The 22,069-nt window shown below is 34.3% G+C and carries 8 protein-coding genes; all 8 read left to right on the forward strand.

Annotated features, from left to right (window positions below):
* Position 1 precedes the first annotated feature (1 nt).
* Positions 2 to 8,566 carry a LamG-like jellyroll fold domain-containing protein gene (locus L1276_RS24775; protein WP_253792556.1) on the forward strand — a complete coding sequence of 2,855 codons (8,565 nt, stop codon included), beginning with the start codon at positions 2 to 4 and terminating at the stop codon, positions 8,564 to 8,566.
* Between the two features lie 68 nt (positions 8,567 to 8,634).
* Positions 8,635 to 9,540, forward strand: coding sequence for a hypothetical protein (locus tag L1276_RS24780; RefSeq protein ID WP_253792557.1), 906 nt, complete (start codon positions 8,635 to 8,637; stop codon positions 9,538 to 9,540).
* A 2-nt stretch (positions 9,541 to 9,542) separates the two neighbouring features.
* Positions 9,543 to 9,923 carry a hypothetical protein gene (locus L1276_RS24785; RefSeq protein WP_253792558.1) on the forward strand — a complete coding sequence of 127 codons (381 nt, stop codon included), beginning with the start codon at positions 9,543 to 9,545 and terminating at the stop codon, positions 9,921 to 9,923.
* A 196-nt stretch (positions 9,924 to 10,119) separates the two neighbouring features.
* Positions 10,120 to 13,818 carry a two-component regulator propeller domain-containing protein gene (locus tag L1276_RS24790; protein WP_253792559.1) on the forward strand — a complete coding sequence of 1,233 codons (3,699 nt, stop codon included), beginning with the start codon at positions 10,120 to 10,122 and terminating at the stop codon, positions 13,816 to 13,818.
* A 175-nt stretch (positions 13,819 to 13,993) separates the two neighbouring features.
* Positions 13,994 to 16,963 (forward strand): TonB-dependent receptor, encoded by a 2,970-nt coding sequence (locus L1276_RS24795; RefSeq protein WP_253792560.1) that lies wholly within the window; start codon positions 13,994 to 13,996, stop codon positions 16,961 to 16,963.
* Positions 16,964 to 16,980: 17 nt separating this feature from the next.
* A complete protein-coding gene (locus L1276_RS24800) occupies positions 16,981 to 18,723 on the forward strand; it encodes a RagB/SusD family nutrient uptake outer membrane protein (RefSeq protein ID WP_253792561.1) in 1,743 nt (580 codons plus the stop codon).
* Positions 18,724 to 19,173: 450 nt separating this feature from the next.
* Positions 19,174 to 21,447 (forward strand): GH92 family glycosyl hydrolase, encoded by a 2,274-nt coding sequence (locus L1276_RS24805; RefSeq protein ID WP_253792562.1) that lies wholly within the window; start codon positions 19,174 to 19,176, stop codon positions 21,445 to 21,447.
* A gap of 11 nt (positions 21,448 to 21,458) precedes the next feature.
* Positions 21,459 to 22,016: a hypothetical protein gene (locus L1276_RS24810; protein ID WP_253792563.1), complete on the forward strand. Its 558-nt coding sequence runs from the start codon at positions 21,459 to 21,461 to the stop codon at positions 22,014 to 22,016.
* Positions 22,017 to 22,069: the final 53 nt, after the last annotated feature.

Consider the following 22,069-nt stretch of genomic DNA (forward strand, 5'->3'; position numbering starts at 1 on the left):
TATGAAGAAAATAATTGCAGTTCTCGGAATGTTTGTTCTGGGAACGGGACTCTATGCTCAAAACAACACTGGAGCTAAAATAGTACCCGTTTCGCAGGCAATTAAAAAAGATGGTATCAACATACAGGTTGGACTTCCTTTTTTAGGGCAGAATAAAGAAAAAAGTTCAAGAGTTACAACGCCGCTGGATGTACGTTTTCCATGGAGTATTTTGTATCTATTTAAGACATTTGCAGAAGAATCTTTTAGTGTTTCAAAAGGTTTTTATGGTGATAAAGTTTTGATCTCTTGGAATTTAAGAGCCAATCAAAATCTAGTTAAAAACATCAAAATTTATAGAAGGGTTTATACTGAAGCGGGAAATCTTCCTTATAATTTAGTGGTAGGTCTTCCTTCTACCGAAACGGTGTATGAAGATAAATATGTAGAAGGAGGTGTTTTGTATGAATACAAAGTAGAAGCGCAAGGGGTTAGTGATATTCCTGAACTTTACAGCACCTACATTACAGGAATTGGATATAGAAATCCTACAGCAGTTGTAACAGGTAATATTAGTTATAAAGGCGGAAACCCTGTTAAAGATGTGGTAGTGACCGCAACTCCAAATGGCAGCGGTGCTGTTAAAGGAAGCGGCTTGAATGTTCCTGCATCTGGTTTTGTAGACCTAAGCGGATTGAGTACATTAATTTCAAATGCAGCAACTTTTGAGGCTTGGGTAAAACCCAATGGAGCTTATGCTAATGATTCTGAAGCAGCTATTCGATTGTTTAATATTTCAAGTTCGACAAGTGCTGACAATCTAAATGTTACTGTAAAATTAAATCCAGCAGCTAAATCATTAGATGTTAATATTGGCGCAAGTAAATATACATTGAATAATTATTTTCCATCAGGTAATTTAAACTCAAGAGGAAATGATCTGCTTGTACCTGTTTCGGAATTTAATAAATCATTTGTTCATTTTTCTGTTGTGATCAATGATAATAAGGTTCCGTTGTTATACATTAACGGAAGACAGATTACACAAGCTTACGTAACAGAAGCTGACAGCAAATTGAAAGGTGTTGATGTTTCTTATACTGCTCCTTATTTTAGTGCAGTAATTCCAACTGGAACCGTAAAACTTTCTGGCGTTACCTGGGATAATGCTAAAGTGGGCGGGGGAAAATCAAGTTATATTGACGAAATCAGAATTTGGAAAGCAGCATTAGAATCTTCTGTAATCAGAACAGATTATTCAAGATTCATAAGCGGAAACGATTCCAGACTGGTAACTTACCTTAGAGCCAATGAAAAAGCAGGAAGTTTTGCTTATGATTTGTCTAGAAGCGGTTTTACTTATAATGAAAATCACGGTAAACTTTGGGATGCCAATACACCAGTGGGCAAAAAAGTTTTATGGGCCGCAGAAGCTGATAATTACCCAACAACCTCTCAATTAGGTGTTTTAGGAGTAACAGACAGCAAAGGAAATTATCAAATCAGTGCGATTCAGTATTCTGGCACAGGAGAATCTTATAACATTACTCCTATGTACGGCCAGCATAAATTTGAGCCTAACCAGCAATTGGTTTACTTAGGACTAGGTTCAGAAGTGGTTAATAAAATTGATTTTATAGATCAGTCTTCGTTCAGCTTCAAAGGTGTCGTTGCTTATGATACAAGAGGAATTTTTGAATCTTATGCGCAGATAGATGGTAAAGAAACTGGAAATAAAGGTGATGCATGGATTGAAGGAGGGGCTAATATTCTTGATGAAGGTTATAATTACTACGAAATTAATGGTGAAAAATTTCCTAAAGGGAAATACTGGAAAAATGATGGAGAAAACAAAGACATACCTGGTGATGATTATTTAGAACGTTATGCTTCAATTTATACAACTGGAGCAAATGTATATATTGACGGGAATATTGTACTGGATGCTAATAATATTCCAGTTGTTACAGACGATAATGGTTATTTTGATGTAAGTGTTCCAATTGGTAAACATTATATTACAATCAAAAAAGACGGGCATCAATTTGTTTACAATGGCCGTTTTCCCGCTGCTGCAACTGAATTTAAAGAATTTTTTGAAGATTCTAATGAGCCGGTTTATTTTGTAGACAACACTAAAGTTACCGTAGTTGGTAAAGTTGTGGGAGGTCCTGTAGAAGCTGAAAAGCCTATTGGTTTTGGAGGTCAAGGTGTAGTTACCAAAACGATAATAGACTCTGGAATTACTAAAAATCTGGAAGTCAGCGCTAAAAACAATATAGGTAAAGCTCATTTTACATTAGGATATGCACCAGTAGGAGCCAATGTTACCAAGTATACAAAGTATAGTTATACTACTAATGAAAAGTCAGGAGAATACAGAATTACGGTAATGCCTTTAAAATATAATCTGGAAGCAAATGATTTGGTCATTAACACCAATTCAGGTATTTCATTATTAAAAGCAGGAACTACAGAGGTATTTGATTTTGCTGAAATTCCGGTTACTAAAACACCTGAATTTAAGTATAAAGAAAATAATGTAGATAAAACATTAACCGGAACTCCGTATCATTACGAGAAAAGTTTTACTTACAGATCGACTCCGGTATTGCAGGTTATCGAACAGACATCTGATAAAACTATCGATGTAGCAGGAACAAAAGTTTCTACAGAAAACTTTGGAAAACCAATTTATACGCAGTTCATGGCGTACAAAATTGTAATGAATCGTTTTGAGCGTTACACCAATAATGATTTTGGAACAGCGGTAGAAGTAAAAGTTCCCGTAACGGATGGTGAATTGGTAAAAACAAATAATCTAGCTTTGCCAGACTCAGAAACGATTACGGCAGACGGAAGTACTTTAACGTATGCCTTTAAAGGAGGTATTCCGTCAATTACGCCGCCGTTTGAAATAAAAAGTACTTTAAAATACCGATTAAACGAAGTAGATTATCCGGTTGAGAATTTCAATGATACCGGAATTATTTTAGGTGGAAAAGCTGATGGAAGCCAGACTTTTGTAACAGCAGCACCAGATGTTCCTGCGATTATTTTAAGAGATCCGCCGGGGTCTAATAGTTTTGCTTCGATTGAATCTGGTGAAAGTATTTCATTTACATCTGAAGCTTCTTTTGCACATCAGGAAGGAGCAGAAGAAGAACTTACCATTGCAGGCGGAATGTATTTTGAGCTTCAGGGAGGTTTGGTTCCTACGCCAAAAGTAACAATAGAGCAGCAAAATTCAGCAGTTACAGGTATGTCTCTTTCCAACACTTCTCAAGATGGTAAGACAGTAACAAGCACCTACACTTTTAGTAAAGCAATTTCTACCAGTGATGCCTCAGATTATGTTGGATCAGACGGGGATTTGTATATAGGAAACTCAAAAAACATATTTTATGGTTCGTATGATAACATTGAAACATCGAAAACAATACCTAAAAAATTTGTAAATGGTCAAGCTGTACCTTTAGATACAAATGAATATATAAATTTAGGAACTGCAATTGCTCCGGTTTATATAAGCAAGCAAAAGGCACTTAGTTTTGTCGATAAACCAACTGAAACATTCTTTATTTATTCGCAAAAACATATTTTATCTACTTTGATTCCGGAGTATGAATTGTTTATTACAACAAATTTGAATGGACCAGATCCGAACTCTGCTGCAAACATCCAGAAGAGAGAAGAATATCAAGAAAAGATTAGACTGTGGCGAAAAGTAGTTTTAGATAACGAAAAAGTAAAATACGCCGCTAAAAATGATCGTGCGGCTTATAAAACAGGTTTATCAGGTGTAATTACAAACTTTAACAATCAAGTTAAAGGAGCTTTTGATGGTACCAGTGATCCTGCTGCTAAAGCAAGATTGACCAATCAGCTTACTCAGTCTAATGAGATTAAAAACATGCTTGGATCTGAGTTTGAGAAAAACGTTTCTTTTGATGCAGGTTTAGGATCGTATTCCCGCAGTGTAGAGACAAGTGTGGTATCTGCTGCAACTACTTCATATAACTTGGTAATTGACCAGTCAGTTGCTGCAATAATAGGTTTTGAAGTGAACAAAGTGGGGATGGAAGCTAATACAAAAGCATTTTTTCAACAAGATATAAATTCATCATTATCTACAGAAAAAGCAACGACAACAAACATAAGTTATACCTTTAAAGACAATGACAAAGCGAACTTTTTAAGCGTAGATGTGGTAAACTCTTTTGATGGTAACGGACCTGTTTTCATCACGCAGGGAGGAAGAACTTCTTGTCCTTATGAAGATGCAGAGCAAACACATTTTTACAATAAAAGCCTCTACAGCGATTCAGCAGCTGCAATTATTGAACTGCCAGAAGATAAACGTGAAAAGTTAAGTTTTGCTACTCAAAAAGTAGAAGTTCCGGTAATGACCGTAACAGATAACGATGTTTCTAATGTCGTTGAAACTAAAAAGGCTGAGTTTGAATTAAAACTTGAAAACAACAGTGTATCAGGTTCTGATGCTGATTTCTTATTAGTGGTAGACAATACTACTAATCCAAATAATGCCTTAATTAACATTGAGCCAAATGGTACAATTGTTCATGTACCTTACGGAAGAGAAGTTATCTATAAACTGACTTTAGGAAAATCTATCTCCGATATTTATGACTACAAGGACATAAAAATCAGACTTCAGTCATTATGTGACGGAGAAGATGTAAGCTCTGAAGTATTTATTTCGGCCAGTTTCGTTCCTTCATGTTCAAGCGTAACAGTAAGCGCACCATTGAACAACTGGGTGTACAATAGAGAAAAAGCTTTTAATACAGATGGATCAACTAAACCGTTAGCAATAAACTTAACGGGATATAACACCAAGTTTAAAAGTTTCAAGAAAATTGATTTGGAGTATAAATTAGCAACAAGCCCAAACTGGATTCGTCTGCAAACATATTACGGAACTCCGGAATTTTATAACGAGGCAGTAAGTAACAATGAAACTCAGATTTCATCTATTGGAGCAGCTACAAGTCTGACTTACAATTTTGATATTGCAGCTCTAAAATTAGCTGATGGCAAATACCAAATTAGAGCCAGAAGTACCTGTACAAATGATACAGAATTCATATCTGAAGTTATTTCAGGATCGGTAGATTTAAGTGCGCCTCAGTTATTTGGAACCCCGCTGCCAACAAACGGTATTTTAAGTGCAGGCGATGATTTAAAAGTAAGTTTTAACGAAAACATTTTCTTTAATTCAGCAGTAAGCACAATCGAAATAAAAGGACAAACGAATCAGTTAAAAATTGATCATAATGTAAGTTTGCATTTCGAAGGAAATAACAATACGGCAGTAATCAATAGTCCTCAAATCAGCTCAGGAAATTTAAGTCTTGAATTCTGGTTGAATAATGAGACCAAAGCTTCAAGTGCTTCTATTATTTCACAGGACGGCGGTTTAAATATCGGTTTAAACAACGGAAATATTTCTTTTACATTAGGAGATGTTACCGTACAAGGAGGATTAAAAAACGACAATCTATTCCATCACTATGCTTTTACGTATAACAGCAGCAACGGTGATTATAGAATTTTTGAAGATGATGCCGAAATTGGTTCTAAAAGCGGTAAAGCCAATGTACAACTTGCCAACAACAATGCTTTGGTAGTTGGAGGAAACACATTTGCCGGAAACGTACACGATCTTCGTTTATGGAATAAAACAGTAAGCAGAGAAGATTCTTATGCTAAAATGTATGCTAAAATAATGGGCAACGAAGCTAATCTTGCTGGTTACTGGCCAATGAATGAAGGTAGAGATGCTTTAGCCAAAGATTTAGTGAGATTTAAACATGCAACAGTAAATAATACCTCATGGGATATTAAACCAAAAGGAACTTCGTATGACTTTACTAACGGACAGTATCTGGTTATGGACAATGTGAATTTTGTTCAGGTAACTAAAGAAATGGACGCTACGATGGAGTTTTGGATTAAAACAGGAACGCCTCAGGAAGCTACTATATTCTCAAACGGAAAAGGTGACGGTTCAGATGTTGTTCAAAGCAATGGATTATCTAATAAATGGTCTGTTGATATGAATAATTCAGGTAATCTTTTATTGAAAAGCGAAGGCCAGTCTTATGCTTTAACAACAAAAGGACTTTCTGACGATGCATGGCACCATGTAACTTTATTGTTTAATAGAACAGGATCTTTAAGAACGTATGTCGATACGAAATTAGTGTCTTCAAATGTAATGACAGCCATTGGAGGTTTCTCTGGAAATAAAATTTGGCTTGGAGCAAGAGGAGCAAGAGACCTTTCAGGCAGAGAAACGGTTGACCGCACTTTTACAGGTAAAATAGACGAATTCCGTTTGTGGAATACACTTCGTAACGTAGAACAAATAACCAGAGACAGTTATAATGAAGTCGATGTAGAAAGCATTGGTTTATTATTATACTCACGAATGAATGTTCCGGATCCGGTTACAGCAAACGGACCAAGATATTACCATGCCGATGCAAATCAGACTGTCGTAGTAAACAACGCCGTTTTAAGCAGCGGAAATGTGAAGTATTCAAATGATGCTCCGGCGATAAAACCAGAACGCCAGCTGGTTAAATTTGTAACCACAAACGTTATTAAAGACGGCGAGATGATTATTGCACCGGTTATTACGGATTGGGCATCACTAGAGGGACAAATCTTGGATATTACCGTGCACAGAATGTTTGACAGTGCCAATAACATGCAGGAATCTCCGGTTACCTGGACCGCATATGTGAATCGTAATGAAGTAAGCTGGTTTGCTGAAGGATATAATGAAATTGTAGACCTTACAAAGAACAGCGGCGAAAGCAAAACTTTTGAAATTACATTGGTAAACAAAGGAGGAAAACAACAGCCTTATGCCATCAATAATGTACCAGGCTGGTTAAGTTTAAGTAAAACAAGCGGATCAATTGATCCTAACAACAAAACCACTATTAAAGCAGTAGTTGATGAAAACGTAGCTGTTGGAGAATATCTGGAAAATTTATATTTACAGACTGATTTTGGATACGACCAAAAATTACAAGTAAAATTAAGAGTACTGGCTCCAGAACCAAATTGGAATGTTGACCCAACTCGTTTTGATTACAGTATGAACATCATTGGAAAAATAAAAGTCGACGGCGTGCTGTCTGCAGATTCTTATGATAAAATTGCTGCTTTTTATAATGATGAAGCAAGAGGATCTGCAAAACTGGTTTACAACGAAGCCTATAAAGAATATTTTGCCTTTTTAACAGTTTACAGTAATGCAAATTCGGGTGAAAACCTGAAATTTAAAATCTGGGACGCCTCTCAGGGTAAAATTTTAGAAGCTTCTGTTGAGTCTAATCCATCTATTACTTTTATGAATAATGAAGTATTAGGAACTTTAAGCAGACCTTATGTTTTTGTAAATTCAGGTTTAGTAGAACAGGAAATTAAACTAAACAAAGGATGGTCATGGATTTCTTTAAATACCAATGATGCTGCTTTTTCAGATTTAAATGCATTGACGAAGAATTTAAAATTAGAAACCTCTAACCGCATTTTAAGCCATTCTCCTGCATTGCTGGATACCTATTTTAAAGATAATTCAAATCCTGCAAACAGCGGATGGTCTGGTACAATAAGTGCAAACGGAGGACTTTCTTCTTCAAAAATGTATAAAATAAATGTAACAGAAGAGCAGACCTTAAAAATTAAAGGAAAAAGTGTAGATATTGCAGCGTGGAATTTTCCAATTAAAGAAAACTGGAACTGGCTTGCTTATCCTTTAGCATCTAACCAAACTATAAGTGAAGCTTTGGCTTATTTTGATGCGATGGACGGAGATGTTATTAAATCTCAAAATCTGTTTGCGATCTACGATCCTATTATTGGATGGAACGGAACTTTAAAATACTTAGAAGCAGGAAAAGGATACATGATTAAATCAAGTAAAGAACAAACTTTTAAGTATCCTGATAATTTAGAGAAAAGCAAAACAGGAAAATCAGTTTCAAATAATGAACAGGAAGAAATTGCATCAGAGTTCAAACAATATTCACAAAACATGAATGCAGTTGTTTTACTTCCAAAAGGATTTGATGAATTGTTTGTATATGATTCAAAAGGTGTTTTAAAAGGCATATCAAGAAACCAGATGATAAACGGAAAAGAATTGAGTTTCATTACCATTTTTGGTGAAGATACAGAAGAACTTTCATTTACACTGGGAGATGGATTTGCGAAAAAAGGAACTTCTAAATCATTCACTTTTAAAGGAAATGCAGTACTGGGAACCATTACGAATCCAGTTATTTTAGAAGAAGTTTCTAAAAGCGAAAACAGTGTTTATCCAAACCCTTTTGCAGCAATTTTGAACATAGAACTTAATGCAGCTAAAAAGCAGGAAGTAAACATTCAGCTATATTCAGTAAACGGTCAATTGGTATTCAGCCAAAAAACGGTTCTTGAAAGCGGCAGAAATGTAGTTTCGATTTCTCCAAATATAGCGCAAGGTGTTTATATAGTTGAAGTTAGAGTAGATGGAAAGCTGGTAAGAACTAAAGCTGTAAAAAATTAAATAATCAATAATTGAGCTCCTAAAACAGGTTTTTAAAGTTTGTTTTAGGAGTTTATAATCAATTAAAAATGAGAAATTATATCCATATAACAATGTTGCTTTTCATAATAAGCAGTACTGTATTTGGCCAATCGCCTGACTGGTCAGTAAATGAAAATAAATTTCAATACACAATGTCATTTGAAGGCTTCATCAATGTCGATGGAAAAAGCTTAACAAGCAGCAGCGATAAAGTAGCGGCTTTTGTTAACGGAGAATGCCGCGGAATTGCCAGCCCGATTTATGTACAAACTGAAAAAAAGTACGTAGTTTATTTAACCGTTTTTTCTAATACAGACAATGAGACAGTAAATTTCAAGATCTACGATGCGGCAAACAATTCTGTTAAAAATGTAGAAAAAACAAAAGTATTTGAAAACAACAAACACTATGGCGATTTGTTCCAGTCGTATAGTTTTGCAAGCCCAGCACTAAAAAGTGAAGCTGAAATTACAGATCTTAGTTTTAAGGATTTAAAAACATCTAAAACTATTCAGGGTTCGCAAATAACACTTTATGTAAGCAAAGGAACAAATGTTTCGGCATTAAATACCTTATTTGAATTAAGTCCGGGAGCAAAATTATTTATAGAAACAACCAATAAAATTTCAGGATCAAATACTGTAGATTTTACAAATCCGGTGCAGTTTCAAGTACTTTCAGAAGATCAGTCAGTTGTGAAACAATGGACGGTAACGGTTAAATTAGGAAATGCCGTATTTTATAAAAAAGATGCTGTATGTTATGCCGGAGGCGTTATTAAGGTTTTATATGATGAAAATGATGCTAAAGCTGATTTAACAAAAGACGGAGTTAAAATAAGTACTCAAAACATTCAAAACGGCCAGACGGTTTTTAATAATCTCGAAGCTGGAAAATATAGTGTGAGTGTAGGCAGCGCTACTAAAGAAATAGTAATAAATCAAAAACAATAATAATGAAAATGAAGCAATATTATATTTTAGCAGTAGTGATGTTTCTGTTTTTGAGTTGTTCAGAACGTGAAGAAACCACAATTTATTCTAAAAGCATTTCATTTGTACATGCCGATGGTTCTATAATATCCGAAAATGAGTGCATTAGTCCCAATGTAAAATATGGAATAAAGATTGAAACTAATTTTGTTGATGTAAACAGACCTTTTAGAGTAGATTATTCTGTAAACGGTGTTGCATATACCATGACTTTTACAACTGTAAACTCTCAGGTTAATCCGGTTACTTTAGTTAATGGCGATAATGCGGCACAAATTATAGGCAGCAATTATAAAGCAGTTCTTAAGTATGTTGATCAAGGAGATTTTGAATTGGTCGAATAACTAAGTTTTAAAAATAAACTAAAGCCTGATAAAATATTTTGTCAGGCTTTTTTTATGTCTAAAATTACATTTGATTAAATATTTTTAGATTAAATGCAAGGTCTTTAGGTGCTGCATTTCCTCATTCTTTAACTTAACACACAGTTTATGTTTAAATAAACTTCTGATTGTATCCTTGTGAGTTAAAATACAAACAATGATTAGGGTAGTACTATTTTTTTACTTTTTTACAGTATATTCATTTGGCCAGCAGATAAAATTTGAAAACTTTACAACCAATCAGGGATTATCAAATAATTCAGTTCTGGATATAGAAAGCGATAAAGACGGCGGTCTCTGGATTGCCACCTGGGATGGGCTTAACTATTATGACGGTTACAACTTTAAAATTTTTAAAAATAATTTTAATGACAGCAAAACCATTTCCAGCAACTATATTACAAAATTAAAAAAAGATACCGAAGGACAAATCTGGCTTATTACAAAAGAAGGTCATGTAAACCAATATCTTGGAAATGGAGAATTTAAAGAATTTAAATTTAAAGGCATTCCAAAAAATATCCATTTGTCTCAAAAAGGAAATGTGGTAATAGAAACCAACACAACATATTTTGAATTTAAGAATAAATCTTTTGCCGAAATACCTCATAATACTATAAGTACTGTAGATTTTAAAAACTTAAAAAACATTTTACTTAGAAAATATCCTACACTAATTATTAATGATATTTTAAAAGATAAAGCAGGAAATATCTGGTTTGCTACTCGTGCCGATGGATTGTACATAATTACAAACGAGTCTAATGAAAACAATATAAAACACTTTACCCCTGATTTATATGCGCCTTATTCTTTTAAAAATAATGAAATAGAAACACTTCACGAAGATGATTTTGGGAATATTTGGCTGGGCCAAAAGGACGGCGGTCTAAGTATGGCATATACCGGTTCTGAAAGAATAAATTCGGTTATGCCGCATCCTTTAAAAGAACCAAATCTGCCAAACGAAACCATTAGAGCGGTTACCAAAGACAGCAGAGGGAAAATCTGGTTAGGTTATTATACAAAAGGAATTTATTCTTATAATGACAAAAGCCGTCTTTTTGAAAAGTTCAAAATAGAAAAAGCCGCTTCAAATACAGATTGGGAACGAATAAGAACTTTATTTACTTCGAGCGACGGAACAATTTGGGCAGGAACTTACAAAGGAATTTTACGTATTTCAGATAACAAATGTAACAGTTATGAAAATGGCCGTATTGCAGGAATGCCGGTTAACAGGTGTTATTCGATTTATGAAGATCAAAATAAACAGCTTTGGATGGGATGCTGGGGTGGTTTAATCAAATTTAATTTAACAACCGGAAGTTTTGAAAAATTTAAAGGACAGGAATTATTAAATAAATACAACATTCGATGCGTCAGGAAAAACCATCAGAATCTTATACTGGCTACAGAAAGTGACGGAGTAATTGTTTTTAACTTAACAACAGGTACTTTAAAAAATATTACGACTGATGACGGAATTCTGGGCAACAGTATTTATTCGGTTTTTGTAGACAATCAATCCGATAATTATTGGATTGCTTCTTTGGGTGGTGTAACAGTTTACAATAAAAAGAAAGGCGTAATAAAAAACATTACCGAATCTGAAGGACTTCCAAGCCACATGGTTTACGGACTTATAGATAATGGCAGTAAAATCTGGATCAGCACCACAAAAGGAATTGCTTCGATTGATAAAAAAAATTATGCTATTACGCCTTATAATCCGGATCACGGATGGCAGGCACCAGAATTTTCTGAAGGGGCTTATTATCAGGATTCTAAAGGAAGTTTGTTTTTTGGAGGTGTAGGCGGACTTAATTATTTCAATCCAAGTACAATTCAGTGCGCAGGTTCAAAAGCAAAAGTGAAATTGAAAATTGATGGTAACGAAAATAACCGGACAGAAATCAAAAAGAGTTTTACCAATAATGAATTGGAAATTGAAGTAATTCCCATCTTATTTCCTAAAAACAAAAAAAACAATATTTATTATAAACTCGAAGGTCAGGATGAGAACTGGATTCTTCTGCCTCCAAATAATAAAATAGAGTATAGCGATTTATCATCTGGCGATTATAATTTCGTCATTAAACAAGGCAGATACGGAATACCTGAACCTGCATTTTTTACCCTTCATATTGGTAAAGCATTTTACGAATCTATATTGTTTTATATTCTGCTATCTGGTTGTATACTGCTTATTTGCATATCGGTAATATATGTAAAAAATAAAACAGCTCTCACGCAGCAAAAATATCTCGAGGAACTTGTAACGTCGCGTACAGCGGTTATCGAAAATCAGAAAAAAAATCTGGAAGATATTAATGAAGAACTCGATCAAAAAAACAAAAAGATAGAAGAACAAAAAGAAAAACTTTTAATTCTGCACAGTGATTTAAAAAATGAAAACTTTGAAATTGAAAAGTTTAAAACCTTTATGCTGGCCGAATTTCAAAAACCAATATCGGAAATAATAAAAGTTTCGGGTTCTTTTAAAAAAGAGACAGAAACACACCGCAGTTTAGTCGTACAAACCAATAAATTGGTAAATCTTATTTCTGAATGGAATTATCTCGAACACGTAAAAGACCTTGGGACAATTAAAAAAACAACAGTCAGTTTATTTCCTGTTCTTAAAAATAATGTCGAAAAACTAAAAAAGAACCTTCAGCTGAATGAAGTAAATTTTAATTGCGAAATTGACAGTACAAACTGTTTTGCCATTATAGATGTGCTGCGTTTAAAACTCTCAATGCAGTATTTGTTTAATGATATTGCCAAATATTCGGACAGAGACAGCACTCTGGATATTAGTATTTCGTATGGAATTAATTGTATAGAAATCAAAGCGGTATCAGATAGTGTGATATTGAAGAACAACTGGCAGAATATTTCGCATTACAGCCCTTATTTTAGGGCTTTACAGGTTTTGCTTCAGGATTTGGAAGGAGAAGTTATTCCTTCATCCGAAGAACAATTTCAGACCACACTGCGAATTCCTATAGAAATTGTAGATTCAGATATAAATTTGAAAGAAACCATTTCATGGAAAAACTTTAATTATCAGGATCAGTTTTCTTCAGATAAAAAATGCCTTTTGGTTTTTGGAGACCAATACAACAGCGCAGCGGCAAATCAGGTACTCGAAAGCGAAAATTATAACCTGATTTTTGAAAGTTCAGTTTCTAACCTAAATGCGATAATGAAACAAATCGATATTTCTGCATTAGTTTTTTATCAGGCCGTATTTTCGAGGGAACTAATTACTTTTTTACAAACAAATAAAGACAATACCGATATTAAGATTCCAATGGTTTATATCTCAGAAGATATTAATTATGAATTAGACGAACAATTGTTAGAGATAGGTATCGACACGCATATTAAATTACCTGCCAGTACATCATTTATCAGAAAAAAAATAGACAGTTTAATTAATCAAAATAAAGAACCTTTAAGAGAACATAAAATACAGCAGAAAATATTTGAAATCCTGACAGAAGACAGCGAACATATTACTCCAAATGAAAAACTTTTAAAAAGAGCTTTGGAAATAATTAAGGAAGAATTACAAAACCCATCGTTTAATGTAGAAATGCTGGTTGAGCAATTGGGAATATCGAGAGTAAAATGTTATCGTTTATTTAAAGAAACTTTAAACCAGTCACCATCAGATATATTAATGTCGCTTCGATTACAAAAAGCCGAAGTTTTATTAAAAACCAAAAGATTAAACATTTCCGAAATAAGTTTTGAATGCGGTTATAACGATCCCAAATATTTTGGACGCTCATTTAAGAAGTATTTTGGCAAAAGTCCGAAAGAATATAAAGAATATTCGACTTAGGCATTGTTAGCCGTGGATTTACAGAAAGTTAGGCTAAGGTTAATGAACAAAAATCACCCTTTTTTGTCGTTAATTCTATCCTAAATTGAAAAAATAGTCCTCTTTTGATAAACAAAAATCCTCCTGTTAGCAGGTTCCTTAAAATACTTTTGAGAAAACTAAAAAAGTATTTTAAATGAAAAAAATTTACGCATTGTTAATTCTTGCCTTAGGATGTATGTCATATTCCTATGCGCAGGTATCAGTATCAGGAGTTGTAGTTTCTGATTTTGAAAAAGTACCCGTACCAGGAGTCTCTGTGTATATAAAAGGAGAGCCAAAAGGAGCTGTAACAACAGATTTTGACGGTAACTTTAAAATTAAAACACAAATAAACGACGGTGTTTTGGTTTTTTCTTATGTTGGATTTAAAACAAAAGAAGTTTCTTTTTCAGGTACTCAAAAACTAACAGTTTCTTTAGCAGAAGAAGTTAGTACTTTAAATGAAGTAGTAGTTGTAGGTTACGGTACTCAAAAGAAATCAGATGTAACTGGAGCTATTAGTTCTGTAAAAAGCGAAAGTTTTAATAAAGGAGTTGTTGCTAATGCCGGACAATTAATTCAAGGTAAAGTAGCCGGAGTAAATGTAACGGCAGCAAGTGGTGAGCCAGGTGCAAATCAGGATATCATTATTCGTGGAGTTGGAAGTTTACGTTCTGGAACAACACCTCTTTATGTAGTTGACGGATTTGTTCTTGACAATTCTGGTAATGGTGTTGCTACAAACCCTTTAAACTTTATCAATCCACAGGATATTGAGAGCATTGATGTTCTTAAAGATGCATCTGCGGCGGCTATTTACGGTTCCAGAGCGGCAAATGGAGTAGTGGTAATTACAACTAAAAAAGGTTCAAAAGGTCAGACAAAAATAAACCTTTCTATGACTACTGGATTTTCTTCATTAGCTAATAAAGTGAATGTATTTAGTGCCGATGAATTTAGAAAACAAGTTGCTGCTGTAAACGGAACTCTTCAGGACGGCGGCGCAAATACAGACTGGCAGGATGAATTAACAAGAACAGGAGTTTCTCAAAACGTTAATTTATCGATGAGCGGCGGAACTGATAAATCAAATTATGCTGCCTCTGTAGGTATGGATAATCAGGAAGGTGTTTTACAAAATAGTGATTTAAAACGCTATTCAGGACGTTTGAATTTAAACCAAAAAGCATTAAACGATAAGTTTAATATTGGATTTAACCTGACAGCAACGAAACTTGAAAATTCAAGACCAGATGCAAGAAATGTTGTTGGAAATATGCTGACATTAAATCCTACTGATGCTGTATATGTTAACGGAGAACCAAATGTTAACTTAAGTAACGATGCTGTAAATCCGTTAATCAGCCAGAGAATTTATTCTGATGAAACAAACAACAATCGTATTCTTGCTAATATTACTCCATCATATGAATTTATAAAAGGATTAACGTATAAATTTAACCTTGGAGTTGATTATTCAATGTCAGAAAGAGACATACAAGTTTTACCATATACTTCGGCTACTAATACAACCGAAAGTACTTTGAACAACATTACGACTACAAATAATAATGTTTTATACGAAAATACCTTAACGTATAATTTTAATGTTAAGAACCACAATTTTACGGTTTTAGCAGGTCAGTCTTACCAGAAAGTACAAGTAAATCAAAAGAATTATAACTTTAGAGGATTCCCTGATAATGGTGTAGAGCCTAAAAATCAAATTGGAGCTGCAACTGAGCTTAGAAGCAAGTCTTCATCTGCAGTAGAAAATGAACTTCAGTCTTTCTTCGGAAGATTAAACTATGGGTATGACAACAAATATTTGCTGACTGCAACTATGCGTGCCGATGGATCTACTAAATTTGGAAGTGACAATAAATACGCCTATTTTCCATCTGTAGCATTAGGATGGAACATAACTAAAGAAGATTTTTTAAGTGAATCTGAGATTTTGAACAATCTTAAATTAAGAGCAAGCTGGGGTAAAACCGGTGTTCAGGAAATTCCTTCTAAAAAAACAAAAACAAGTTTTACAGAAAGTAACAGCGGATATGATACTTATCCATTAGATCCAACTGCTAATGATTTAGCTGGTTATCCTTATGGTTCAATCTATACTCGTTTAGCAAATCCATCTCTTCAATGGGAGGTTTCAACACAAACCAATATAGGTATAGATTTTAGTCTATTCAATAGCAGATTATCGGGTACTGTTGATTATTTTAATAAAGTTTCAGATAACATTTTGTTAGAAGTTGCGCCCGTAGATCCTATTCAGCCTGCACCAACGTATTGGACAAACATTCCTAGTATGGAAGTACAAAACAACGGTATTGAAATTGCTTTAGATTACAGCAGTGACAAAAGCAAAGACTTCTCTTACAGCATTGGTGGAAATGTATCTTTTACAGAAAATAAAGTAGTAAACTCTCCTTATAAAATATTGACAACCGGAGCAGCGCAAGGAGGCGGACAATCTGGAGCAACTATCAACGGAGTTTTGAACGGACACCCAATTGGTTCTTTTTACATGCTTGATTTTACAGGAATTGGCCCTGATGGTTTGAACCAATTTGCAGACACCAATGGAGATGGTTCTATTCTTGACAATGATCGTATCGTTGCAGGAAGTGCATTGCCAGATTATATCTATGCTTTTTACCTGAATTTAAAATATAAGAATTTTGATTTTGGTGCTAATTTTAATGGTGCAGGCGGTAATAAAATTTACAATCACGTTGCAATGACTTCATTCAATAGAGGAAATTTAGCAAACTCTTTTAATACTACAGACAGAGCTTCACAATATTTAAACGAAGCATCTACAAACTCTAATACGGTTTCTACAAGATACTTAGAAGATGGAAGTTTCTTAAGATTAAATAATGCTACGCTGGGATACAATTTGAACCCAAAATTAATTGGTCTTACTGATGTGATGGATAATATTCGTCTTTCTGTAACAGGACAAAATTTATTTGTAATCACAAAATACAGTGGTTACGATCCTGAAATTAATACAGGAACTTCTGTAGGCGAAATTCAGTCTTTTGGTATTGATTATTTCAGTTACCCAAGAAGCAGAACAATTGTATTTGGCTTAAACGTAGCATTTTAATCAAAAAATAACAAAACATGAAAAATAAAATATTAATAGCAGGTCTTACATTCAGTTTATTCTTTAACTGGAGCTGTACTGACTTAGAAGAAAAGGTACTTGACGAATCCTTAAATGGTGCAGGACAAGCAGAAGCAATCAGTGGTGCTATTGCTCCGGCTTATGGCCAGTTAAAATCAACATGGTACCATACAAATAATTTTGGTTTACAGTTAATTGCCAGCGATGAAGGTATTTTGCCTTACAGAGGTGGAACGGACTGGTACGATGGAGGTAAGTATTTAGCAGTACATGCGCATACTACAACGCCTACTAATGATTTGGTTACAAGTACCTGGAATGCCCTTACTAAAAATATTTCCAGAACATTATCTGCTATTGAAGTATTGACTCCTCTTGCAGAAGGCGGAAATACAGAAGCACAAGGTGCACTTTATGAAATGAAAGCCTTAAGAGCGTATTTAAATATGCAGACATTAGACAGCTGGGGACTTGTGTTTAAAAAAGAAACATCGGCTAGTACTTCTGAAATCCTTCGCGGACAAGAGGCTGTTACTTATATAGAAAATGAGTTATTGTCTGTTGCCGATGTGATTAATACAAACAGAGGACCAGGTAGAATGACACAAGCTGCAGTTTGGGGACTTCTTTCAAGATTATATTTAAATGCAGCAGTTTACCGCGATCCTTATGGAACACCATCATTTGCCACTGCAGATATGGATAAGGTTATCAAATACACAGATAATATTGTTAACTCCGGTAAATTCAGTTTATCTCCAGAATATTTTGATTTATTTGATGACAGTAATAATTCAAATAAAGAAGTAATCTTTTCAATAGATCAGCGTGGAGTTTTAGCTGATGAGCACAACCGTTGGGCCTATTGGTCAATACCAGGATCGATGTTCCCAAGACCAGAATCAATCAATGCAGATGGTACAGATGGTCCTGCTATTACTTCAGATTTTTATCAAACATGGGTAAGCGCCTACGGTTCTGTAGATCCAGCCGATGCTGATTCAAGATTTTATAAGAACAACGCAAAAGTACCAGCTCATTTGAAAGATCTTACAGGGCTTTCTCCATTAAATGACGAAAACCACTACTATTGCGTTAAAGCTGAAGAGTTTGAAATAGACAGAGGAATTATGAGAGGTATTCCGTGGGCTGCAAGAAAAGATGCTAACGGAGCATTTTATAAATGTGACGGCGGATACAGAATTTATCCGGTTAAACAAATTAAAGGAAATGGTCCTGATAAAAACGTAGGTTATGTAAACCTTACAGAAAAAGTTGATTTTACTAAAGAAGGAAGTATGCACTATTCCGGATATAGAGTATCGAAATATCAATTTAGCCACACTTCTCCTGATGGAAATACGTTCAGCAGTGTAGACATGGTAATGCTTAGATATGCTGAAATTTTGATGATGCGCGCTGAAGCTAAATTAAGAAAAGGAGATACTTCTGGTGCTTTAGCTGATATGAATACAGTTAGAACTTCAAGAACAGCCCGTGCCCCAATTCCTGCTGCACTTCCTGCAATTACTTTAGATATTTTGTACAGAGAATATGGTTTCGAATTTTACTGGGAAGGTTTAAGAAGAACCAATCAAATACGTTTTGGACATTTTGAAGATAAATGGACTGAAAAAACAGATACAGATGTAAACAAGAGATTATTTCCTATTCCTCAAGGATCAATTGACGGAGCTTCTAACGTTCCAGGATATTTAGAACAGAATAAAGGATATTAAAAATAAGTTAGTTTTATTGTTTTGAGTTTGAAAGTTACTGCTCATTTTCTGTTTGCATTAAAATGAGCAGTCTTTTTGTGTTAGTTGTTTAAAAACAGGGTAGTTTTAAAAAACTTTTTAAAACCCCCTGTTTTTTATTTTTCTTTAACTCTTAGCGTTTTATAAATGCATTTTAACAACTATAATAAACTAGTAGATCCTTTTAATTTTACCCTTTTTTGCCCCAAGCCAAACAGCCGTTTATATACTAAAGTTCACTAGTTTATTATAATTGTAAAAGTATATTATCTAATAATCTTTGGTTGTTTAGAAAACAAAGTCATGAATTCTGAGACTTTATTCAAACAGCAATACTATACAAACACTACTTTTTTAAAATGGCTTTACACTGGTTTTCTTTGTTATCCAGCTGACTAAAGTCACAAAAACGAATGGTAAAGATTAGAAAAAATGAAAAAAAATAAAAAAGTTATATTTTTTTTAAGCCTGTCGTTGTTTATAATAACGGCCAAAGCACAATATAAAACTCATGCGTATGTAGACCCTATGATTGGATCTGAAGGAGTCGGCAGGGTTTTTATTGGCCCTTCCTGTCCGTACGGAATGGTAAAACCAAGCCCGGATTGTACGGTGCATCCTAATAGCGGCTGGCTTCCAATGCCTAAAGAAGTTACAGGATTCAGTCAGGTTCACGTGAGCGGAACAGGCGGCGGACCAAAATACGGGAACATCTCAATTATGCCGTTTTCGGGAGCTTTAGATAAAATGGATCAGACTTCTTTTAGAGCAGAAGAAAATGTAAAGCTTGGGTATTATGAGACTATTTTTAAAGAAAATAATATCAAAACGGAAATAACTACTGCTGAAAAAGTTTCTTTTTACCGAATAACCTATCCTAAAAATAAATCAAAAGCATTAAAAATTGATCCCGGATTTTTTTTAGGAGAACAGCCTGAACCAGACGGCAGAGAAGCACAGCAGTTTGTAGGTTCGCAAATCGAAATTGTTTCTGATACAGAAGTAAGAGGTTATACCAGAATTAGAGGAGGATGGAATAACGGAAGAGCATATACCGTTTATTTCTGGGCTGTTTTTGATCAGCCAATTGCAAAATATGTTACCTGTAAAGATGGAAAGTTTTATGCCGATAAAAAAGCACAATTTGATTCGGGAAAAAAAACTGCGGCACTGCTTTCTTTTGGAAATGAAGGAAAAGAAGAGCTTAATGTCAAAATTGGAATTTCATTTTTAAGTGAACTAAAAGCAAAAAACAATATTGAAGTGGAAATTCCACATTGGGATTTCAATACCGTTTTAATTTCTTTAAAAAATAAATGGGAAGGGTTATTAAGCCGAATCAAACTTTCGCCAGACACTTCAGACGAATATAAAAAAATGTTCTACACAGGTTTGTATCATACTATGATTATGCCGGTTGACAGAACAGGCGAAAATCCGTTATGGACAAATGATGAACCGTACTACGATGATTTTTATACAATTTGGGACACCTTTAGAACGTCAAGTCCTTTAATTACATTAATTGACAGCAAACGTAAAGTTGAAATTATTAACGCCATGCTGAATATTTACAAACGAGAAGGATATCTGCCCGAAGGAAGAAGCGGTAATGATAATGGAAGAACTCAGGGAGGTTCTAATGCCGAGGTTGTTCTGGCCGATGCTTTTGTAAAAAAATTAAAAGGAATAGATTATGAATTGGCACTGCAGGCCATGCTTAAAGATGCAGCCGTACCGCCCGGAGGAAATGAAGAAAAAGAAGGAAGGGGAGGATTAACAGAATATCTTCGATTAGGATATGTTCCGTATGGAATAGACCGTGCAGGAAACAGAACAATCGATTATTCGTACAACGATTATAACATTGCAATTGTAGCAAAAGGACTCAATAAAACAGGTATCTACAATCAATACATTAAACAAGCAGACAGCTGGCAGAATTTATGGCGTGAAGATTATGAAAATAATGGAGTCAAAGGATTTATTATGCCCAAAGATGCTGATGGAAAATGGCTGGATGATATTGTTTTTGGAGAATCAAAAATCCAGAAACCTACTTTTAAATATACTCCCGTAATTATCGAATCGCCTTGGTATGTCTGCCATTGGTGCGTTTTCTTTTACGAAGGAAATTCATGGGAATATTCCTTAAGTATTCCTCATGATGTACCGGAACTTATTCGTAAATCAGGAGGAGATAAAGCATTCGAAAACAGATTAAATACTTTGTTTGATTCAAAACTGTATAATGTTGCCAATGAACCTTCATTTTTAACACCTTGTTTGTATCATTGGATTGGAAAGCCCTACTTAAGCAGTGACAGAATAAGCAGTATCATTAAAAACAATTTCAATACCTCACACGCAGGCCTGCCTGGCAATGATGACTCGGGCGCTATGTCGTCGTGGCTGGCTTTTCATATGATGGGATTATATCCTAACGCCGGACAGCCTTATTATCTGCTCAATACACCTTTAATTAAGGAGACAGTAATACAGCTGGAAAACGGTAAAAGTTTTAAAATCACAACAAAGAAAATGAGTGATAAAAACAAATATATAAAAACGGCTTTTTTAAATGGAAAACCGTACAACAAAGCATGGATTTTACATGATGATATTAATAATGGAGGAGAATTGATTCTTGAAATGGATTCTAAACCGTCTGCCTGGGGAACAATTATTTTACCACCGGCAAAATAAAATTCACTAAAATGAAAAATACAATTTTAGCCATTCTTTTTTGTGTCGTGTATCAAACCGGAAAATCGCAAAACATTCTAATTATTAAAAATAACACAGAATTACAATATAGCTGTAAACTTCATGGTCAGACAAGAGCTTTATCGCTCATTGCTAAAATAGCAAAAGATACACTGACTTTTAAGTTAGAAACAAGAGGCGTAAAAAGTAATATCGTTATTTTGCCTGAAGCATTAAAAAACGGAAATGCGCTGAGTTATAATCAGGGAGAATTTGCACCAGTTTTAAACTTAAAACCCACAGAAACTTTTTTTATGATTTCGCAGGCAGCTTATGAGGATTTGTTAAATAACAACCAGTTTATTTATAACAATACAACCTATGTTTTAGATGAGAAAGATGCGAAAAAAAATCAAATTGAAGGTAAATCTCTTGACACTTTTCATGTAAAAGCACAGATTGATCAAACTGAAATGTGGATTGTAAAAAATCCAGAATTCCCTTTAGTGTGTAAAATGACTAAAAACCCTTTGGGTATAGATTTTACATTAATCAAAATAATAAATTAACAGAGTAATATTTGAGAAACTTTTTCTTTAATGTTTACAACCAACAAATACTA

Origin of the sequence: Flavobacterium sp. HSC-32F16, from assembly GCF_024171645.1 — a bacterium.
GTDB lineage: Bacteria > Bacteroidota > Bacteroidia > Flavobacteriales > Flavobacteriaceae > Flavobacterium.

Bases quoted from the DNA above. Each gene is read 5' to 3' on its own strand.
- L1276_RS24775 (WP_253792556.1), top strand. From the start codon at position 2: ATGAAGAAAATAATTGCAGTTCTCGGAATGTTTGTTCTGGGAACGGGA.
- L1276_RS24780 (WP_253792557.1), top strand. From the start codon at position 8,635: ATGAGAAATTATATCCATATAACAATGTTGCTTTTCATAATAAGCAGT.
- L1276_RS24785 (WP_253792558.1), top strand. From the start codon at position 9,543: ATGAAAATGAAGCAATATTATATTTTAGCAGTAGTGATGTTTCTGTTT.
- L1276_RS24790 (WP_253792559.1), top strand. From the start codon at position 10,120: ATGATTAGGGTAGTACTATTTTTTTACTTTTTTACAGTATATTCATTT.
- L1276_RS24795 (WP_253792560.1), top strand. From the start codon at position 13,994: ATGAAAAAAATTTACGCATTGTTAATTCTTGCCTTAGGATGTATGTCA.
- L1276_RS24800 (WP_253792561.1), top strand. From the start codon at position 16,981: ATGAAAAATAAAATATTAATAGCAGGTCTTACATTCAGTTTATTCTTT.
- L1276_RS24805 (WP_253792562.1), top strand. From the start codon at position 19,174: ATGAAAAAAAATAAAAAAGTTATATTTTTTTTAAGCCTGTCGTTGTTT.
- L1276_RS24810 (WP_253792563.1), top strand. From the start codon at position 21,459: ATGAAAAATACAATTTTAGCCATTCTTTTTTGTGTCGTGTATCAAACC.